10 protein-coding genes and 1 pseudogene are annotated in these 15494 nt (G+C 70.5%); 2 read left to right on the forward strand and 9 right to left on the reverse strand.

What is annotated here, in order from left to right:
- Positions 1-415 (forward strand): annotated as a pseudogene (gene tnpA / locus ACNAW0_RS19945) (IS200/IS605 family transposase); the annotation flags it as partial.
- A gap of 151 nt (positions 416-566) precedes the next feature.
- On the opposite strand, the gene ACNAW0_RS19950 reads toward tnpA, so the two are convergent.
- From ACNAW0_RS19950 to ACNAW0_RS19975, 6 genes are read right to left on the reverse strand one after another with little or no spacing between them, the layout of a single operon-like run.
- The gene (locus ACNAW0_RS19950; RefSeq protein WP_416289442.1) at positions 567-917 is read right to left on the reverse strand and encodes a CU044_2847 family protein; all 351 of its coding nucleotides are present in this window, start codon (positions 915-917) and stop codon (positions 567-569) included.
- Between the two features lie 43 nt (positions 918-960).
- Positions 961-2379: an ABC transporter substrate-binding protein gene (locus tag ACNAW0_RS19955; RefSeq protein WP_416289443.1), complete on the reverse strand. Its 1419-nt coding sequence runs from the start codon at positions 2377-2379 to the stop codon at positions 961-963.
- On the reverse strand, positions 2376-3479 hold the full coding sequence (locus ACNAW0_RS19960; RefSeq protein WP_416289444.1) for a hypothetical protein: 1104 nt from the start codon (positions 3477-3479) through the stop codon (positions 2376-2378). The genes ACNAW0_RS19955 and ACNAW0_RS19960 overlap by 4 nt, the downstream gene beginning before the upstream one ends.
- Positions 3476-4942: a VWA domain-containing protein gene (locus ACNAW0_RS19965; RefSeq protein WP_416289478.1), complete on the reverse strand. Its 1467-nt coding sequence runs from the start codon at positions 4940-4942 to the stop codon at positions 3476-3478. The genes ACNAW0_RS19960 and ACNAW0_RS19965 overlap by 4 nt, the downstream gene beginning before the upstream one ends.
- A 7-nt stretch (positions 4943-4949) precedes the next feature.
- Entirely contained in the window at positions 4950-7160 is a 2211-nt protein-coding gene (locus ACNAW0_RS19970) for a tetratricopeptide repeat protein (RefSeq protein WP_416289445.1), read from the reverse strand.
- Positions 7157-8713 (reverse strand): trypsin-like serine protease, encoded by a 1557-nt coding sequence (locus ACNAW0_RS19975; protein ID WP_416289446.1) that lies wholly within the window; start codon positions 8711-8713, stop codon positions 7157-7159. Before ACNAW0_RS19975 ends, ACNAW0_RS19970 begins: the two co-directional genes overlap by 4 nt.
- A gap of 333 nt (positions 8714-9046) precedes the next feature.
- On the opposite strand from ACNAW0_RS19975, the gene ACNAW0_RS19980 reads away from it, so the two are divergent.
- On the forward strand, positions 9047-9910 hold the full coding sequence (locus tag ACNAW0_RS19980) for an RICIN domain-containing protein (RefSeq protein ID WP_416289447.1): 864 nt from the start codon (positions 9047-9049) through the stop codon (positions 9908-9910).
- A gap of 69 nt (positions 9911-9979) precedes the next feature.
- On the opposite strand, the gene rph is transcribed toward ACNAW0_RS19980, so the two are convergent.
- From rph to ACNAW0_RS19995, 3 genes are all read right to left on the reverse strand, one after another.
- Positions 9980-12577 (reverse strand): rifamycin-inactivating phosphotransferase, encoded by a 2598-nt coding sequence (gene rph / locus ACNAW0_RS19985; RefSeq protein WP_416289448.1) that lies wholly within the window; start codon positions 12575-12577, stop codon positions 9980-9982.
- Positions 12578-13078: 501 nt separating this feature from the next.
- On the reverse strand, positions 13079-13672 hold the full coding sequence (locus tag ACNAW0_RS19990; RefSeq protein WP_416289449.1) for a nucleotidyltransferase family protein: 594 nt from the start codon (positions 13670-13672) through the stop codon (positions 13079-13081).
- Positions 13673-13813: 141 nt separating this feature from the next.
- Positions 13814-15487, reverse strand: a complete 1674-nt coding sequence (locus ACNAW0_RS19995) for a bifunctional 3'-5' exonuclease/DNA polymerase (protein WP_416289450.1) — start codon at positions 15485-15487, stop codon at positions 13814-13816.
- Positions 15488-15494 lie beyond the last annotated feature (7 nt).

The following is a 15494-nucleotide window of genomic DNA, read 5'->3' on the forward strand; positions in this document are numbered from 1 at the left end:
TGGCCACCGATTACCCGGTTCGCACCGGCAGACACTGCCCTTTCCTGCTCCACGCCCACTTGGTCTTGTCACGAAGCACCAAGCACGGGTCTTCACCGACGAACACCTGCGCTACCTCGAACAAGTGATGCGCCAGGTATGCGAACAGTTCGAGTGCGAACTGGTCGAGTTCAACGGCGACGACAACCACATCCACCTACTGGTGAACTTCCCGCCCAAGGTGGCCCTGTCCAAACTGGTCAACTCCCTCAAGGGCGTATCCTCCCGCTACCTACGCCGCGACTACCCCAACATCCGCCGCCACTTCTGGCGCGGCACCCGCCTGTGGTCCGGCTCCTACTTCGCCGGCACCATCGAAGGCCCACCCCTGTCAGTCCTGCACCAATACATCGAACAGCAGAACCAGCCGGGTTAAAACACGCCCGGGCCTTGGCGACCCTCCCGCACGGGCCTTCACCCCCGGCCCTAAACGGCGGAGCACTGCCCCGCATCCTGGTAGAAGCGGCTGGGCTCGACGACCGGCGGGTGGGCCGGGGACACATGGTGGCCCCGACCCACCCGTGTTTCTATGTGCTCGGCGTGGCGCCGCCGGCCCGCTCCGCGTCAGGGCGACCCCATTTGACGGTGACTTCGAGGTTCCCCGATATGCCGGTTCGCGCGATGATGGCACCGACCTCGGCATCCAACTGGACGCTGAACTTGATCTCGACCTCGTCCGGCTCGTGCACCATCCCACGGAACTTGTCTAGGGCGGCGGACGCGGCGTCGCGCACGTCGGTCAGGGCGTTGGCGAAGGACAGTCCGGCGTCCTGGATGAGTTTTCCCGGCTTGCCCGCTGGCTGTACGCCCTTTTTCTCATCGACCTCGACGAGCACCGAGCCGCCGCCGTCAAGGTCGAATCTTGCCAACTGGGTCACGTTACCGATTTCCCTTCAGTGGGTTGTACGGCGGGCATGGCGGCTATCGCGGCTCGGCGCACACGGTCGCCGGGTCCCACCAGTACTTTCGGGTCGCCGTCCCGCCGCTCGCCGTCCCGCCGCTGTCGCGCAGTGCGGCGAGTCTGACGGTGTCGAGCCGGCTCAGCAGGTGTTCGGGCGGTGCCGTGCGTCTGCTGTCCAGGCCGATCAGGTACTCCACGATCGTGCGGTAGAGGGCGGCGGTCACGGCCGGCGGCATCAGGTCCGAGGCGTCGAAGCAGAGGGTCGCCTGATCTGGATGGCCGCACCAGTCGGGGCCGTCATCGCAGGCGACTCCGGCGAGAACGGCCGCGATGTTCCGGCTCGCCGGGGTCGTGTAGACCGCGTCGGGGCCGGCGCGCTCGAATTTGTTCACGGAGAAGACGGTGCCTCGGCTGTTCTGGGGCCAGATCTGTTGGGCCTCATCACTCGCCAGGTACCGCAGCAGCTTGCGCGCCGGCTCCGTGTTGTTGAACATGCCCGCGAGGTTGGCCGACACCTCCCACCTTCGTCCCGGCCCGCCGGACGAGTCGGGAAACGGCACGACGTCGACAGCGTTGGCCGGGTAGCCGGCCAACGCGAAGGATCCTTGGTGGTTCGCGGCGCACTGCGGTGTCCTGCCGGCCCGGTCGGGGTCGGCCAGGTCGCGGTCGGCCTTGCCGAAGTTGGTGAGCAGCGCGGTGCTCAGGCCGCCGGGCACCGCGCCGGATGCGGTCAGCCGGTCCCCCCAGGCCTTCCAGGCCCGGCTGACGCTGGGGTCTGACCATCGCATGGCGCCGGAGGCCCATTGCCGATACGTGTCCGTGGCCAGCTTTGGGTCCGTGGACCCGTTCGCGTCCGGCGGGTGCAGCAGCAGGTCCTCTACCCAGTCGGTGCCGGGCCAGCCGGACGCGGGGGTGGCTTCCATGCCCAGGCACCATGGCTTTCCCTTGAAATCGGACCAGTTCGATGGCCGCTTCGGGAACTGGTCGGTGCGGTACCAGATGAGGCTTTTGAGGTCGGCTTTGATGGTGAGGCCGTACTGTTGGTCGGTACCCAGCTTTTCCAGCGTCTGCCACTGTTCGCTGCGGGTTGCTGGCGCCTCCAGCACCGTGTCCAGCGGCTTGAGGCCGTACCCGACGTAGCTTGCCAACTCTCCCGGGCTGGACAGCACCGCGATGTCGGGCGGGGATCCGCGCTGTACGGCCGAGGCGAGGACCTCGCTGACGGCGCGGGAGCCCGTGTACCGGACCTTGATGTCGGGGTTGTGCTCCTCGAACTTGTCCAGCACGGCTCGGAACTGGTCTTTTTCGTCCTCGGTCCATGGCACCAGCACCGAGACGCTGCCACTGCCTCCGCTGGCGCAGGCGCCCAGGCCCGTGGTCAGCAGCACGGCGGCCACCGCGGCGGCGGCGCGTACGTATCGTCTCGGTTCGAAAGTCATCTCGATCGGTACCTGTACTCGTCGATCCGTTTACGGAAGCCCAGCACCACGAGCGCGATGATGCTCAACGCCGCCGCGAGCACCAGTGCTTGGTTCAGGTTGGTGTTGGCGGCACCGGCTGCGAGCGCGTTGGCGGCGTGCAGGTCGTTTCCGGGGGACAGGGCGGCTGGCCGGGCGCCGCAGCCGATGTTCTGGTTCGCCGCTCCGAAGCTGCTGGCCGGGGTGGGGCATCGGGCGTCGGTCGTCTGCGCGCAGCCGCCCAGCACGGCGGAGTTCAGTTGCCGCTCCACCTGCTGTGCGGTGCTGGTCTGCTCGTCCTTCCAGCGGGCGGCGGCGGCATCGGTGGTGCGCCAGGCGTTCGACACCTGTTGTCCGTGGTGGGCCGTGACGGCCATGCCGGCCACGAGTCCGAGCAGCAGGATCGTGGCCAGGGCCAGCCATGGGTGCACTCGGCGGCGGAAGCGGCGGCTCAGGTAAAGCTGGGCGAGCACCAGCAGCGTGAGCAGGGCGGCGGACGGTAGCGCCCAGGCGAGGATCCACCATCCGCTGGTGCCGCCGAGGCGCAGTTGCCCCTCCAGCGCCTGTTTCTCGGCCTCGTAGAGCTCGTCGAGATGGTGCAGGATGCCTGCCTTCGGGTCGTGGAGCAGACGGAAGGCGTACCACAGGTAGACGGCGCCGAGGGCTTGGTTCTGCCGGTACGCCGCGTCGGCCTGCTCGATGAGGCCGGTGTACGTGACGAGCAGGCCGTTGACCAGTTGGACCGTCTGGATGGCGTCGTCGCCCGCCACGTTGTGCTGGGCGACCTGGGCGAGGCTCTGGTTGGCGACGGAGATCTGGTTCTGGTATTGCTCGCCGGGTCCGGCCACCCGAGCACCGCCGCTGGCGAAGCTGCACACCGCGCTCGCATCCGCTTCGATCAGCGCTCCCTGGGCGGCGCGTACGGCCACGATGGAGGGTGCGCCGTGGGTGTGGAATTCGCTGGCGGTGCCGCGCAGCGCCAACCCCGCACCCACCGAGATCAGCAGGACGGCCGTTGCGGCAGCGATGAGCGCGGCGAACCACCGCCGCAGCGCCAGCCGGGTCGACGAGGTTCCGCTCACGTCCCCACCCCCGGTGCGGGTCGGCTGCCGAGCCGCGTGTTGCACTGTTCGCAGAATGCCGCTCCGGCGGGCGCCCGCCGTTCGCACTTGGGACAGATCTGCTCGGGCCCGGTCGGTTGATCCGGGCGATCGGCGGTGGGGTCGTCGTGCGGGCGTGACGTGTGGGAAGCACCCACCTGTGCCGTGTGCAGCCAGATGGGTTGGATACCTTCCTTGATCCGTACCTGGCCGGTGGCGGCGTCCGTGATCTCGACGAGGCGCTCCAGGACGGCCATCGCCCGCTGGTCGTGGTGGGTGGCCGCCCACCGTGCGGCATCGCCCCATTCGGCCTGCGCGGCGGCCGGGTCGCCGCGTTCGTAGGCTCGGCACCCGGCGGCGATCGCGTGCTGGAACCCTTCCCAGCCCAGGTAGTGCGCCACGTCGGAGTCCACGACGCTGGACGCGATCCGGTCGTGGGTCCAGTGCACCAGCACCGGCACCGGGTCGGTCTGCCTGCGGTCCTGCAGCAGTAGGTCGACGCGGGCCACCCGGAGATCCTCGAATTCCGGGCTGTCGCCCCGGTCGAGGTCCAGGCAGAGGTGGTAGGCGCGTACGTCGCCGGCGCCCCAGGAACCGGTGGAGAAATCCGCGGCACGCGCGCCGATGGCCGCGGTGGCGTCGGTGAGGGCGGTCTCGGTGGGATACACCTGCTTGATGAAACGCAGGCGGGCCTGCGGTGTGGTGCTGATCCGGAGGCGTAGGTCGGGGATGAGCTTGCGCAACGCGGCTTGCATGGTGGCCTCGAAGTCTGCCCGCAGCTCGGATTCGGCGGTGACGGCGCGGGCGGCGCCGCGCAGCACCGAGGTGATCCGGAGCAGTTCGTCGGCGTGCCAGTCGTCTCCGATGCCACGGGCGTCGCAGACGAAGTGCCCGGCGCACTCGTCCAGCGCGGTGGTCAACTGCGCCGCGGTCTCGTGCTGGTTGTGGCCGTCGGTCAGCAGCAGCGCATGGCGCACGGCCGACGGGTACGGCTCCATCAGCCGCCGGGTGTGGCTCAGCCAGGAGCCGATCGCGGTTCCGCCGTACGCGTCAAGGCCGGCGACGGCCTGCTTGGCCTCGGCGCGGGTCTGGGCGCTGGCGACCGCGAGGGCATCCTTGTCCGGGTACACCATGGACGAAGTGCTCGTGCCCTTCACGATCGCGAACCGCACGCCGTCGGGGAGCATGTCGACCGCGGCCTTGGTGGCGCGTCTGGCCGCGGCGATCTTCGTGCTCGGGTAACCCATCGACCCGGAGCAGTCGATGACGATGACCTCGGCGATCTGCCGGGCATCCGGCTCCGCGGCCGGCACCGGGCCGTCCCTGGGCTCGGGGTGGGTCGCGGACACCGTGATGACCGCGTGCATCTCCCGGTCTTCCAGCCACAGGTACGGGTTCTGGCTGACCGTGAGCGCGAACCCGAGCGGAGCCGTCGTGTGCTGCATGCTCACCTCACCACAGTGTGATCGGGCGGACGGTGTTGGCCAGGTCGGTGAGCGCGCCGTGTTCGTCGACGCTTCGCGCCTGCCGAGCCAGCACGCGGTACGACTCTTCGAGGCGGCTACGCAGGCCGTGCTCGGTGACCGGGTCGCCCAGTACGGCGTTGCCGGCCAACAGCTCGTTCGTGCCGGCCAGGAACCACGCCAGCACGGCCCCGCGTACGGCGGCGGTCAGGCGTTCCCCGGCCTCGCCCGTGCCCGGCGAGCCGCCGTCCTCGCCGCGCGACAGCCGCGACACCGCATCGGTCAGGTCCGCGGCCGTCGGCGCCGCGCCCGAGGAGGCGTCGAGGTCGCTGATGCCCGCGCGGATAGCGGCGGTACGGGCCGCGCGGAAGTGCGGTGAGACCCGGGGAACCTCGTCCAGGATCGCCCGCGCGCGGTCTCGTTCGCCGCGGGCCAGATGGATGCGGGCCAACCCGAACGCGGCGCTGGCGTACGCGCGGTCCCGGTGCCACACCACCCGGTAGTAGCGTTCGGCCTCCTCGGCCTGCCCCGCCAGCTCCGCGCACAACCCGAGCGCCAGCTTCGGCGCCACCTCACCGGGCAGTGCGTCGTAGACCGTGTCGAACGCGCCCCTCGCCTCGTCGAGCTTCCGGCCGGCGAGCGCGAGCAACGCGCGGTACCAGGCCGTCTGCCAGTGGTGGCCGCCCGCTGCGGCACCGGCGAGTTCCTCGGCCCGGTCCAGGCACGCGCCCGCGCGGTCCAGCTCGGACAGCTCAAGGTGAGCACGGCAGCGGATGAGTTGCACCTCGACGGAGTCCGGCTCGATCGCGGCGGTCTGCCGCAGCAGGCTGTCCGGGTCGGGCGCGGTCATCGTGGCCAGCAGTTCGGCATTCGGGTCATCCGGATGCGCGAGCGGTACCGGCAGCCCGGTTGCCACCTGTCGCGGGTCCGGGCGGCCGGGCACGGAGACGATGTCCGCTGCCGTCCAGTCAGCCAGGGGCGGTGCCGCGCCGAGCCCGACGTCGAGCAGTACGGGCGTTGGCGCGAACAGGGTGGAGCGCTCGGGGTGCTCCTGGTGTTGCCGCAGCGCCAGCACCTCGCGCAGCACCCCGGTCAGCTGCTCGGACATGTCCGCCGCCGAGCGGAACCGGCCGTCGCGCTGCGCGGCGTCGAGGATGGCCCGGTTGACCAGACGCCGGAACGACTCCACGGCCGGCCCGACCTCGTCGTCGTGTCGGGGGCCGCTCCGTGCGAACAGGAATTGCAGGGTCATGCCGAGCGCATACAGGTCGGTCCCGACGCTCATGTCCCTGTGGTCTGCTTCCGCCCGGTCGCAGAAGCCGTCGGTGACGGCGAGCGGTGAGTCCCGGTCGCCGAGGCGGCGCACCCCGCCCGCGTCGATGAGCTTGACCCGGTCCTCGGTACACATCACGTTGGGCGGCTTCATGTCGGTGTACTGCAGCCCCCGCCCGTGCAGGTAGTCGAGTGCGGCGAGGATCACGTGCCCGTACCCGAGGATGTGCTCGAGTGGCATCGCCGCGCGCCGGGCCGCCGCCTCGCTGACGATCGTCTCCAGCGTCTTGCCGTTGAGGTACTCCATCACGATGTACCCGGTCTGCTCGCCGAGCTCGTCTGTCCCGTGTCGGGCGAAGTCGAATATCCGCACGATGTTCGGGTGGTCGATGCTCCTGAGGAAGTTTCGCTCGGCGATCGCGATGGCCACGTCTTTCCGGCTGTTGTTGATCAGTCCCTTGAGCGCCACGTAGTTGCCGCCCAGGTGCTGGTCCTTGGCCAGGTACACCCAGCCGAAGCCGCCGCGCTCCAGCGGGCCGATGACCTCGTACTGATCGGCCACCACATCACCCCGCTCGAGGTGGGGCTTGAAGGAGTACGGGGTACGGCATCGCGGGCAGAAACCCGTCAGCAACGCCGGCTGGTCGCCGTACGCCTTGCCGACGGGTTCCTGGCAGTTGGCGCAGCTGCCGCCGGTGCCGCGCGACAGGCTGCGCTCGTCCTTGACCCGGCTCGACGGGTCGGGGAACGTGTGCCGGGGCAGTCTGACCAGGCCGGCCACCGGCACGCCGGTGTCCGTGGGCCGGGGCGTGTCCGGCAGCGGAGGTGCGGCCTCGACGTTGGCCGCCGCCGGTTGGCGCCCGCACCCGTCGCAGTACCCCGTCTCGTCGATGGTCCCCTGGCACGGCGGATACGGGCACTTCCTCATGAGGCACCCCGATGGTTCAGCTTCTCGTGTACCGCCCGCACGTAGCGGGTCACCGCCTCTGCCGCCACCGCCAGGTCGCAGCGGCCGCGCCACAGCGGCCCCCGCGCCGCCCCGTACAACTCACTGAGGTCGATGTCCTCGACCAGCTCGCCCGCCGCGGCCATCGCCCGGTACGCCTCCAGCCGGCCCCGCAGCTCATCGCGGCGGGCGAGGGACTCGTCCAGCCGCGCCACCACGTCGCGGATCACCTGGCGGGCCCGCTCGGCGTCCCCCGCCGCCGCGGCCACCGCGGCAACCACCTGCCGTCCATCGGCGGCCGCCCGGAGGTCGGCCAGCCGCTGACGCAGCTCGGCCGCCTGGCTCGGTACCTCCGGTACGCCTGCGATCCGCGCGGCTACCCGCCGCTGCCGGACCTGCGCCGCGCGCTCTGCTTCGCCGATCTCGTCCACGAGGGTGGCCAGTGTCTCGACGCCGAGGGCTACGGCGCTGGGTGGCGCCGCCCAGCGGAACGCGGCGACCACTCGCCCGTTCCGGCGGACGAGTGGGGTGACCACCTCGGAGACCACCAGGTCGGGGTCGGCGGCCCCATCGATGTCCTCGAGGATCACCCTCTTCCCGGACATGCTGCCCTGGTAGTCGCTCAGCGCTCGTGCCCCCTCTGCATCGAGCCCGAGCGCGCTGGCGACCTGCACGGCCACCTCCTCGGCTGTCTTGCCCGACGCATCGATCCGCACGTTGCCGTCGCTGCCCGCTGGTTGCCCGTCGCCGGGCCGATCCCGCGGATCGCTGCCGGAGAGCACCCTCGACGCGGGCGAGTCGGCGGCACCGGTGAGGACCACGATCACGGGCATCGGTAGGTGCCCAGCCAGGTAGTCCTGGATCAGCCTGGCGACATCGACGGTTCCCGGTGGCCAGGGTCGCACCCGGTCCGCGAGCATCGGCAGGCGCCGCACGACCGTGTCCATCGGTACCATCCACGACGCCCCAACCGATTTGCCGTGCTCGTCCAGCGCCACGCTGACCACATACGCCGGGTCGTCCGGCGGCGCACAGACACCAGCACCGCTGAATCCCGGTGCCACCCTCAGATGTGGCTGATCCTTCTGGACGAGCTGCACCCGTTCGTCGCTGTCCCAGCCGATGAGTCGCACATCCACCCACAGCCCGTCAGGAAAGTCCTCCGGGTAGCCGTACGCCTTTCCCTCCGGCCACCAGTCCGGCAGCAGGCGTAGGGCGGCAACCTGGTCATCCGGCACCTGCCGGTCAAGTTCGAGCAGGGCCAGGTCGCCGTGCTTGTCGTCGGTTGGCGGCAACCAGCTGTCGGGCATGACCCGGGCGTTGACCACGGAGGGTCCGGGCGGGCCCACCACGTCCACGACGAACGTGGCGTGCCGCGGGCAGCCGAGCGGATCGGTGGGCTCGGCCAACACATGCGCGCAGGTCAGCACCTGGCAGGGCGAGACAATGATTCCGGCGCCGAGAACTTCCCCTTCGGTGTTTCGAATCCGGACACGCCAAGGTGCCCGGCCAGTTCCCCCGACGGCTTCTGCCACGCTTGAAAAGCCTACACAGGTAGTGATGCATATCAACCGTCAGATTCCTGGCAGTCCGGATCTGCCATAGCCACATCCAAATACCTGGATCTAATATTGGCTCGCCGCTCGCAGCGAAGTGCACAGTGGGCAGCGCAGGTCCCTAGCGGATACACCCCGTCCGAGGAGGCATGTGTGCGATCCGATCCCGTAAGCAGAAGATTCCCGTGGTGGCAAGGCGCCGGCCGGACTCGGCCGGCGCGGCTGCTGGCCGTGGCGCTGGCCGCCGTATTGATGATTCCGCTAGGTGCGGCCCCAGCCTCGGCCGCCGGTAGCGCGAATAGCGCCGCATGGGTGCCGGCATCCCTGAACGCGGGGGCCGCCGCGTCCGCGGACACGATGACCGCGGCGGCCTCCGCCGCCGCCACGGTCTGCGCCAAGGTGGCCGCCAAGGCCGGCTTCTCGTACACGGCGAACGTCAGCACCTCCGCGGGCAACGTCCGGCAGATCGTGGTCGCGGTGGCGGTCGCCATGGCCGAGTCAAGCTGCAACCCGTCGGCGAAGGGCTACAACCCCGGCTCGATCGACCGGGGCCTGTGGCAGATCAACGACTACTGGCACTCCGAGGTCAGTGACGCCTGCGCCTACCAGGTCCAGTGCAACGCCAACGCGGCGTGGAACATCTCCAGCCACGGCAGTAACTGGACGCCGTGGTCGACGTACAACAACGGGGCGTGGAAGAACTACCTGAACACGGCGCGCGACGCCATCACCGGGTTCTCGTTCCAGCTGAAGAGCCGGGGCGCCGGCACCTGCCTGGACGCCATCTCGTCCGACGTACGCAACGGCGGCCGGATCGCCCAGTGGCCCTGCAACAGCAGCGACAGCTACCAGCAGTGGCGCGTGGTGGTCGGTGCGAACAACTACAACCCGGTGCTCCAGAACGTCGGTACCGGCACGTGCCTGGACGCCAACGCATCGGACGTCCGCAACGGCGGTGCGATCTTCCAGTGGGCCTGCAACACCACTGGCGATGCCTACCAGCGGTGGTGGTTCTCGGGCAGCGGGCAGCTCAACACCAACGGCGACGCCAACGCCGGGCTGCACAACGCCGGTTCCGGGACGTGCCTGGACGCCGACGCATCGAGCGTCGGCCAGAACGGAAAGATCTTCCAGTGGGCCTGCTCCGGCAGCGACTCTTTCCAACTGTGGAACTGAGCGCGTGACAAGAGGCCCCGCGGGCTGAACTGCCCGCGGGGCCACCAGGGGCGTTCTCGGTGTGATCAGTCAAGGCAGAAGCTCGACGTACCCGTCGGTTCCGTGCACGCGGATCCGTTGCCCATCGGGGATCAGTCGGGTGGCATCTACCACACCGACGACGGCCGGCAATCCGTACTCCCGTGCGATCACTGCGCCGTGAGTCATCAATCCTCCGACCTCCGTCACCAAGCCTGCGATGGCGACAAAGAGGGGCGTCCAGCTGGGGTCCGTGTGGGCCGTGACGAGGATGTCGCCCGGTTCGAGGTCGACCCGTGCCATGTCGAGGATGACGCGGGCCCGCCCTTCGACGGTCCCGGCGGAGACCGGTAGGCCGATCAGCGCACCGGCCGGCATGTCGTCGCGTCGGTACGCCCCGGCGACGCCCTCGCCGTCGGACGTGAGCACCCGGGGCGGCGTGAGCGCTTGATACGACCTGAACGCGTCCCTGCGCCGGCCGATGAGCTGGTCATCCACGCGGTTCGTGCGCACGACGTCGTGGAGCTCCTGGAACGTGAGGTAGAAGATGTCTTCCTTCTCACGAAGTACGTGGGCCCGCACGAGGCGCTCGGCTTCTTCCAGCAAGGCCTGCTTGTACACGAAGTAGCGGCTGACCATGCCGTACTTCGGATACTCCCGGTACCCGATGAAGGTCCGGACCCGGTCGATCATCCGCTTCGTCTCTTCGGCCTTGCGCTCCCCGTCCGGCAGGGCCCGCAAGCGCTCCAGCAGCTCCTGCTCCCTCTTCCAGGCCTCCTGCCGGCCTTGCTCGAAATGCCGCTCGCCGGCTCCCGGCTCGAAGTTCTTGATGTTGCCGAGGATCATGGGCACGAGCGTGGAGGGGCGTTCGCTCCAACGCGGCCGCGTGATGTCGATCTCGCCGACGCAGCGCATGCCGTACTTGTCGAGCCACGTCTCGATGGCGTCTCGCGCTTCCCGCCCGCCCGTGAGCTTGGGCAGCTCGTCCAGGAAGCCCTCGTCCTCGACGTGCCGCAGAAACGCCACCACGTCCGGATGTGGGCGGATCACGTCAGCGACGTCGAGCAGCGCCAGCCCCATCTCCGACGTGACGTTGTGGGGCACGGACTGCGTGAGCGTGTCCGCCGCGTTCTTCTCGCCCAGCCACGCCTCCAGCCGCTCGTTGAGCCACCACGTGGCCTCCATCGCCGACATGAACACCTGATGGCTCTGCGGATCGAACAAGATCCGCCTCAGCTCCTGGATGTCCGCCCGGATGAAGTCGAGCAGCGCCTCTCCGGACTTCGTCCGGATGTCGCGTTCCGAGGCGGCGATGGATGCCTCGCTGCGCCCGATCAGCTCGGTGACGATGGCCGGATCGGTCTCGATCGGGGCTGGCGCGCCGCCAGGCAGTGGCCCGGGGGGACCCTCGTCAGGGAGCGGCCGGATGAAGCCGTCGCGCTCGAGGATGGTCTGCAGCGCGTCCCCGGTCAGCGGATCGGATCTCCCCACGAGTTCCAGGAGGCCGGCGCGGCTCGCCGGCGAGGCCAGCCTTTGGGTGACGTCGACGAACAGGCGGCCGCCGGCCTCGGCCATCGGCGCGGGGGTCGTCATCTGCCAGAAGGAGAGCCCCAGGGGCTTCATCGGGTCGGTCATCATCTGCTGATGGCCGACCGAGAGATAGACGTGGTTCTCCCGGTCGCCGGACTCGGGGATGGGGAACAGCGTGGTGATCGGCCGGCTCTGGACGATCTGGAAGCCGTCGTCGACCAGGCACCATTCGATGTCCTGGGGGCGGCCGAAGTGCGCTTCGATCCGCCGGCCGAGCTGCGCGAGCCGCACGACCTGCGCATCCGTCAGCGCCGGCTGCTCCTGCCGCTCGGGCTCGATCGCCACGTCGCGCGTCCCGCCAGCCGGCACGGCGAGGACGGCGCGCTGCTTGGTGCCGACCGCCTTGGCGACGACCTCGCCGTCGCGCACCTTGTAGACGTCCGGGTTCACCAGGCCGGAGACCAGCGCCTCGCCGAGGCCGAAGCTGGCCTCTACGGAGGCGACCTTCCGATTGGACGTGACGGGGTCGGCGGTGAACAGGATGCCGGCCGCGTGCGGGAAGACCATCTGCTGCACGACCACGGCCATGTGCACCGTACGGTGGTCGATGCCGTTGCGCTGGCGGTAGGTCACGGCCCGCTCGGTGAACAGCGACGCCCAGCACCGGCTGACGTGCTGGAGAATCGCGGCCGGGCCCACGACGTTCAGGTACGTGTCCTGCTGGCCGGCGAAAGAGGCCGTAGGCAGGTCCTCTGCCGTCGCGCTGGATCGGACGGCGTAGGCGGCCTGCTCGCCGAGCCGGGCGAGAGCGCGGGTGATCGCCGCCGCGAGATCGCCCGGGATGGCGATCCCTTCGATGGTCCGGCGGATCTCCGCGCTGAGCGTGCGGATCGCCTCCCGGTCGTCCGGGTTCAGGCGCGACAGCTGATCGAGCCGATCATCGATCGACGGCGCTTCCGCCATGATCCGCCGGAACGCGTCCGTCGTCAGGCAAAAACCAGCCGGCACGCGGATACCTTCGATCCGCGACAGCGCCCCCAGGTGCGCGCCCTTGCCGCCAACGACCGCGACCTGCATCTCGTCAACCTCTTGAAGACCCAACACGTACTGCTCGCTCACCGCGATACCTCCGAGGCAGCCGTGCTGGACGAGTCGGCCGGCCACTCCGCCCAGTCGGGCGGCACGCACACCCGCACCTCCGCGCCGGGCGCCCGCAACCGCATCGCCAGTCCCACCAGCGGTCCGACGTCACCGCGTCCCCCACAGGTCGACAAAAACACACGCACGTCGTGCCCCCATGCCTTCGTCCGCTCTTGGTCCGGCCGACGATTCTGCGGCACGACCCGGGTCTTGCGGCAAGCCCCCCAGTCCGCTATAGGTTAAAAGTGGCAGGGGGTGAGATCTCCTTGCATTGCCTTTTGGTCGTCCGCTGCGGACGGACACCTTCTCGTGAAGCGGCGGCGCGCCGCGCCCGGCGGTACACGTCGTCGTTGGCCCAGGAGGATGTCAGCGCCCGCCACGCAGGATGACGTTCACCGGATCCCCTCGTCGGATCCGGCCCGCACGCACAGGGCGATGCCAACTCCACGCCGAGCGCTTCCCAGCGGCTGTGGGCTGCCCTCAGACGCCGACCCGCTGCTCGGGGATGGAAAGCCCGTAGAGCGCCATCAGTTCCGGACTGTCGATCCGGCTGCCGTCGGCCACGGAGTCGCAGGCGATGTCGACGATCTGGTCCTTGTGTGCCAGCAGATACGGCCGGGCGCCGACGTCTGCGCTGGCCAGGGTCGCGATGCCGGACCAGTGCCGGCGGCCGAAGAGCATCGGGTAGCCGCGCAGCCCGTCGTAGGTGGCGCAGACCAGCACGTCCGGATACGGCAGGGCGGCCACCCGCCGGACCGCGGTGGCGGTGAGCCCGGGCATGTCGACGGGCACCACGACGACCGCTTCGATCCCCTCGTCGGTCAGCGCGGCCAGGCCGGCTCGGATCGAGGAACCGACCCCGGTCCCCCACGCCCGGTTGACCACCACGGTGGCCCCGGCCAGGTCTGTCGTCTCGCGGACCAGGTCGGCCGCCGCTCCCAGCACGACCACGACTTGCTCGCAGCCCGCCTCACCCATTGTGTCGATCATCCGGCTGACCAGGGGCTTCTCCCCCTGGTGCAGCAATGCCTCGGGTCCGCCGATCCGGCGACCGCCACCAGCGGCGATGATCATTCCTGCGATCCGGTTCAGTTGTGCCCCCTCGACCAGGGGGACGGACCGGCGCAGCCGCGTCCGGTCCGTCCCGTCGTACGCACACCCGACCAACGAGTGCCCCCGCACGGGGGTAGCGGGGCAAAACGGAAATTTGTGGGACTATGCCGCGTCGGCGTAGCAGTCGACGATGGACAGATCCAGCGGGAACCGGACCGGGGTGTCGCCGAAGAGCAGCCGGGTGGCCTGGGCCTCCGCGGCGGTGACCGCCGCCGCGACCGCGTCGGCCCGCCCGGCCGGGCAGTGCACGATCACCTCGTCGTGCTGGAAGAAGACCAGCTCAGCACCGGTGCCAGCGAGGGCCGCCCGGAGCGTGGCCAGCATTGTGGCGGCCCACTCGGCGGCGGTGGCCTGGATGACGAAGTTGCGGGTGAACCGGCCCCGGGACCGGGCCGCCCGGGCCTGCGGGCTCTGCGGATCCGCCCCGGCGTCCGGATCCGCCTCCTCCCCGCCGCCGAAGCCCACCGAGCCCGGTGGGCAGGTACGCCCCAGCCACGACCGCACCAGCCCGCCCGCCTCGCCGGTGCGGGCGGCCGCCTCGACGTACCCGAACGCGGTCGGGTAGTTGCGCTTGAGCACCGCGAGGGCGGGCACCGCCGCGCCGCCGGTCTGCCCGTACATGGCGCCGAGCAGGGCCACCTTGGCGCGGGCCCGGTCACCGCCGAAGGCGTCCCGGGCCAGCGCGGCGTAGAGGTCCCCGGCACCACCGGCGGCGGCCAGCCGCTCGTCGCCGGAGACCGCGGCGAGCACCCGCGGTTCGAGCTGCCCCGCGTCGGCCACCACGAACGTCCAGCCGGGATCGGCCACCACCGCGCGCCGGATCACCTTCGGGATCTGCAACGCCCCGCCGCCCCGGGTGGCCCACCGGCCGGAGACCACCCCGCCCGGCACGTACTCGGGGTGGAAGCGCCCGCCGGAGACCCAGGCGTCCCGCCACGCCCAGCCGTGCGCCGTCCAGATCCGGTAGAGCTCCTTGTATTCCAGCACCAGCGGCACCGCCGGGTGCTCCACCCCGCGCAGCACCCAGGCCCGGGTGTTCGGCAGCTCCACGCCGGCCCGGGCGAACGCCTTCAACAGCTCCGCCGGGGAGTCGGCGTGCAACTGGCGTACGCCGAACGCCTCGGCGATCCGGGCGGCCAGCTCGGCCAGCCGGCGGGGCGGCCCGCCGACCGGCGACGCCTCACCGAGCAGGTCGGCGAGGATCGCGTCGTGCACGTCGGCCCGCCAGGGCAGTCCGGCCGCCCCCATCTCGGCGGCGATCAACGCGCCGGCCGACTCGGCGGCGACCAGCAGCCGGAACCGGCCGGGGTGCCCGGTGGCCGCGACCCGGTCGAGCTGGTCCGCGTACACCCGGGTCAACGCCTCGATGCCCGGACCGGGCGGGCCGGACGGCGCGTCGAAGAGCGCGTCCTGGCCGTGGCCGGGTGGCTCCGGCGGGCGGGGTGCCGGGTCGGGCGGCACCGGCGCGCCGGTCAGTCGGGCCCAGGCGGCGGCGAGCGAGCGGGGCTCGCCCCAGCGGCCCGCGTGGCCGAGCAGCAGCGCCTCGGTGAGTTCGACGTCGTGGCAGCGGTCCAGCCGGACACCGGCGCGCAGCAGCGCTGGGTAGAGCGGGACCCCGGTGGCCCAGATCCAGCGCGGCCCGTCGGCGGCTTCCCGGGCGGCCACCGCGGTGGCCAGGTCGACCACCGACTCGGCCGGGCCGGCGGGCCGACCGGCGGGATCGAGGGGTTGCAGCACTCCCCCGCCCCGCTCGTCCGACACCACCGCCACCAGCACGAACGCG

Source organism: Micromonospora sp. SL1-18 (genome assembly GCF_047921505.1).
GTDB lineage: Bacteria > Actinomycetota > Actinomycetes > Mycobacteriales > Micromonosporaceae > Micromonospora.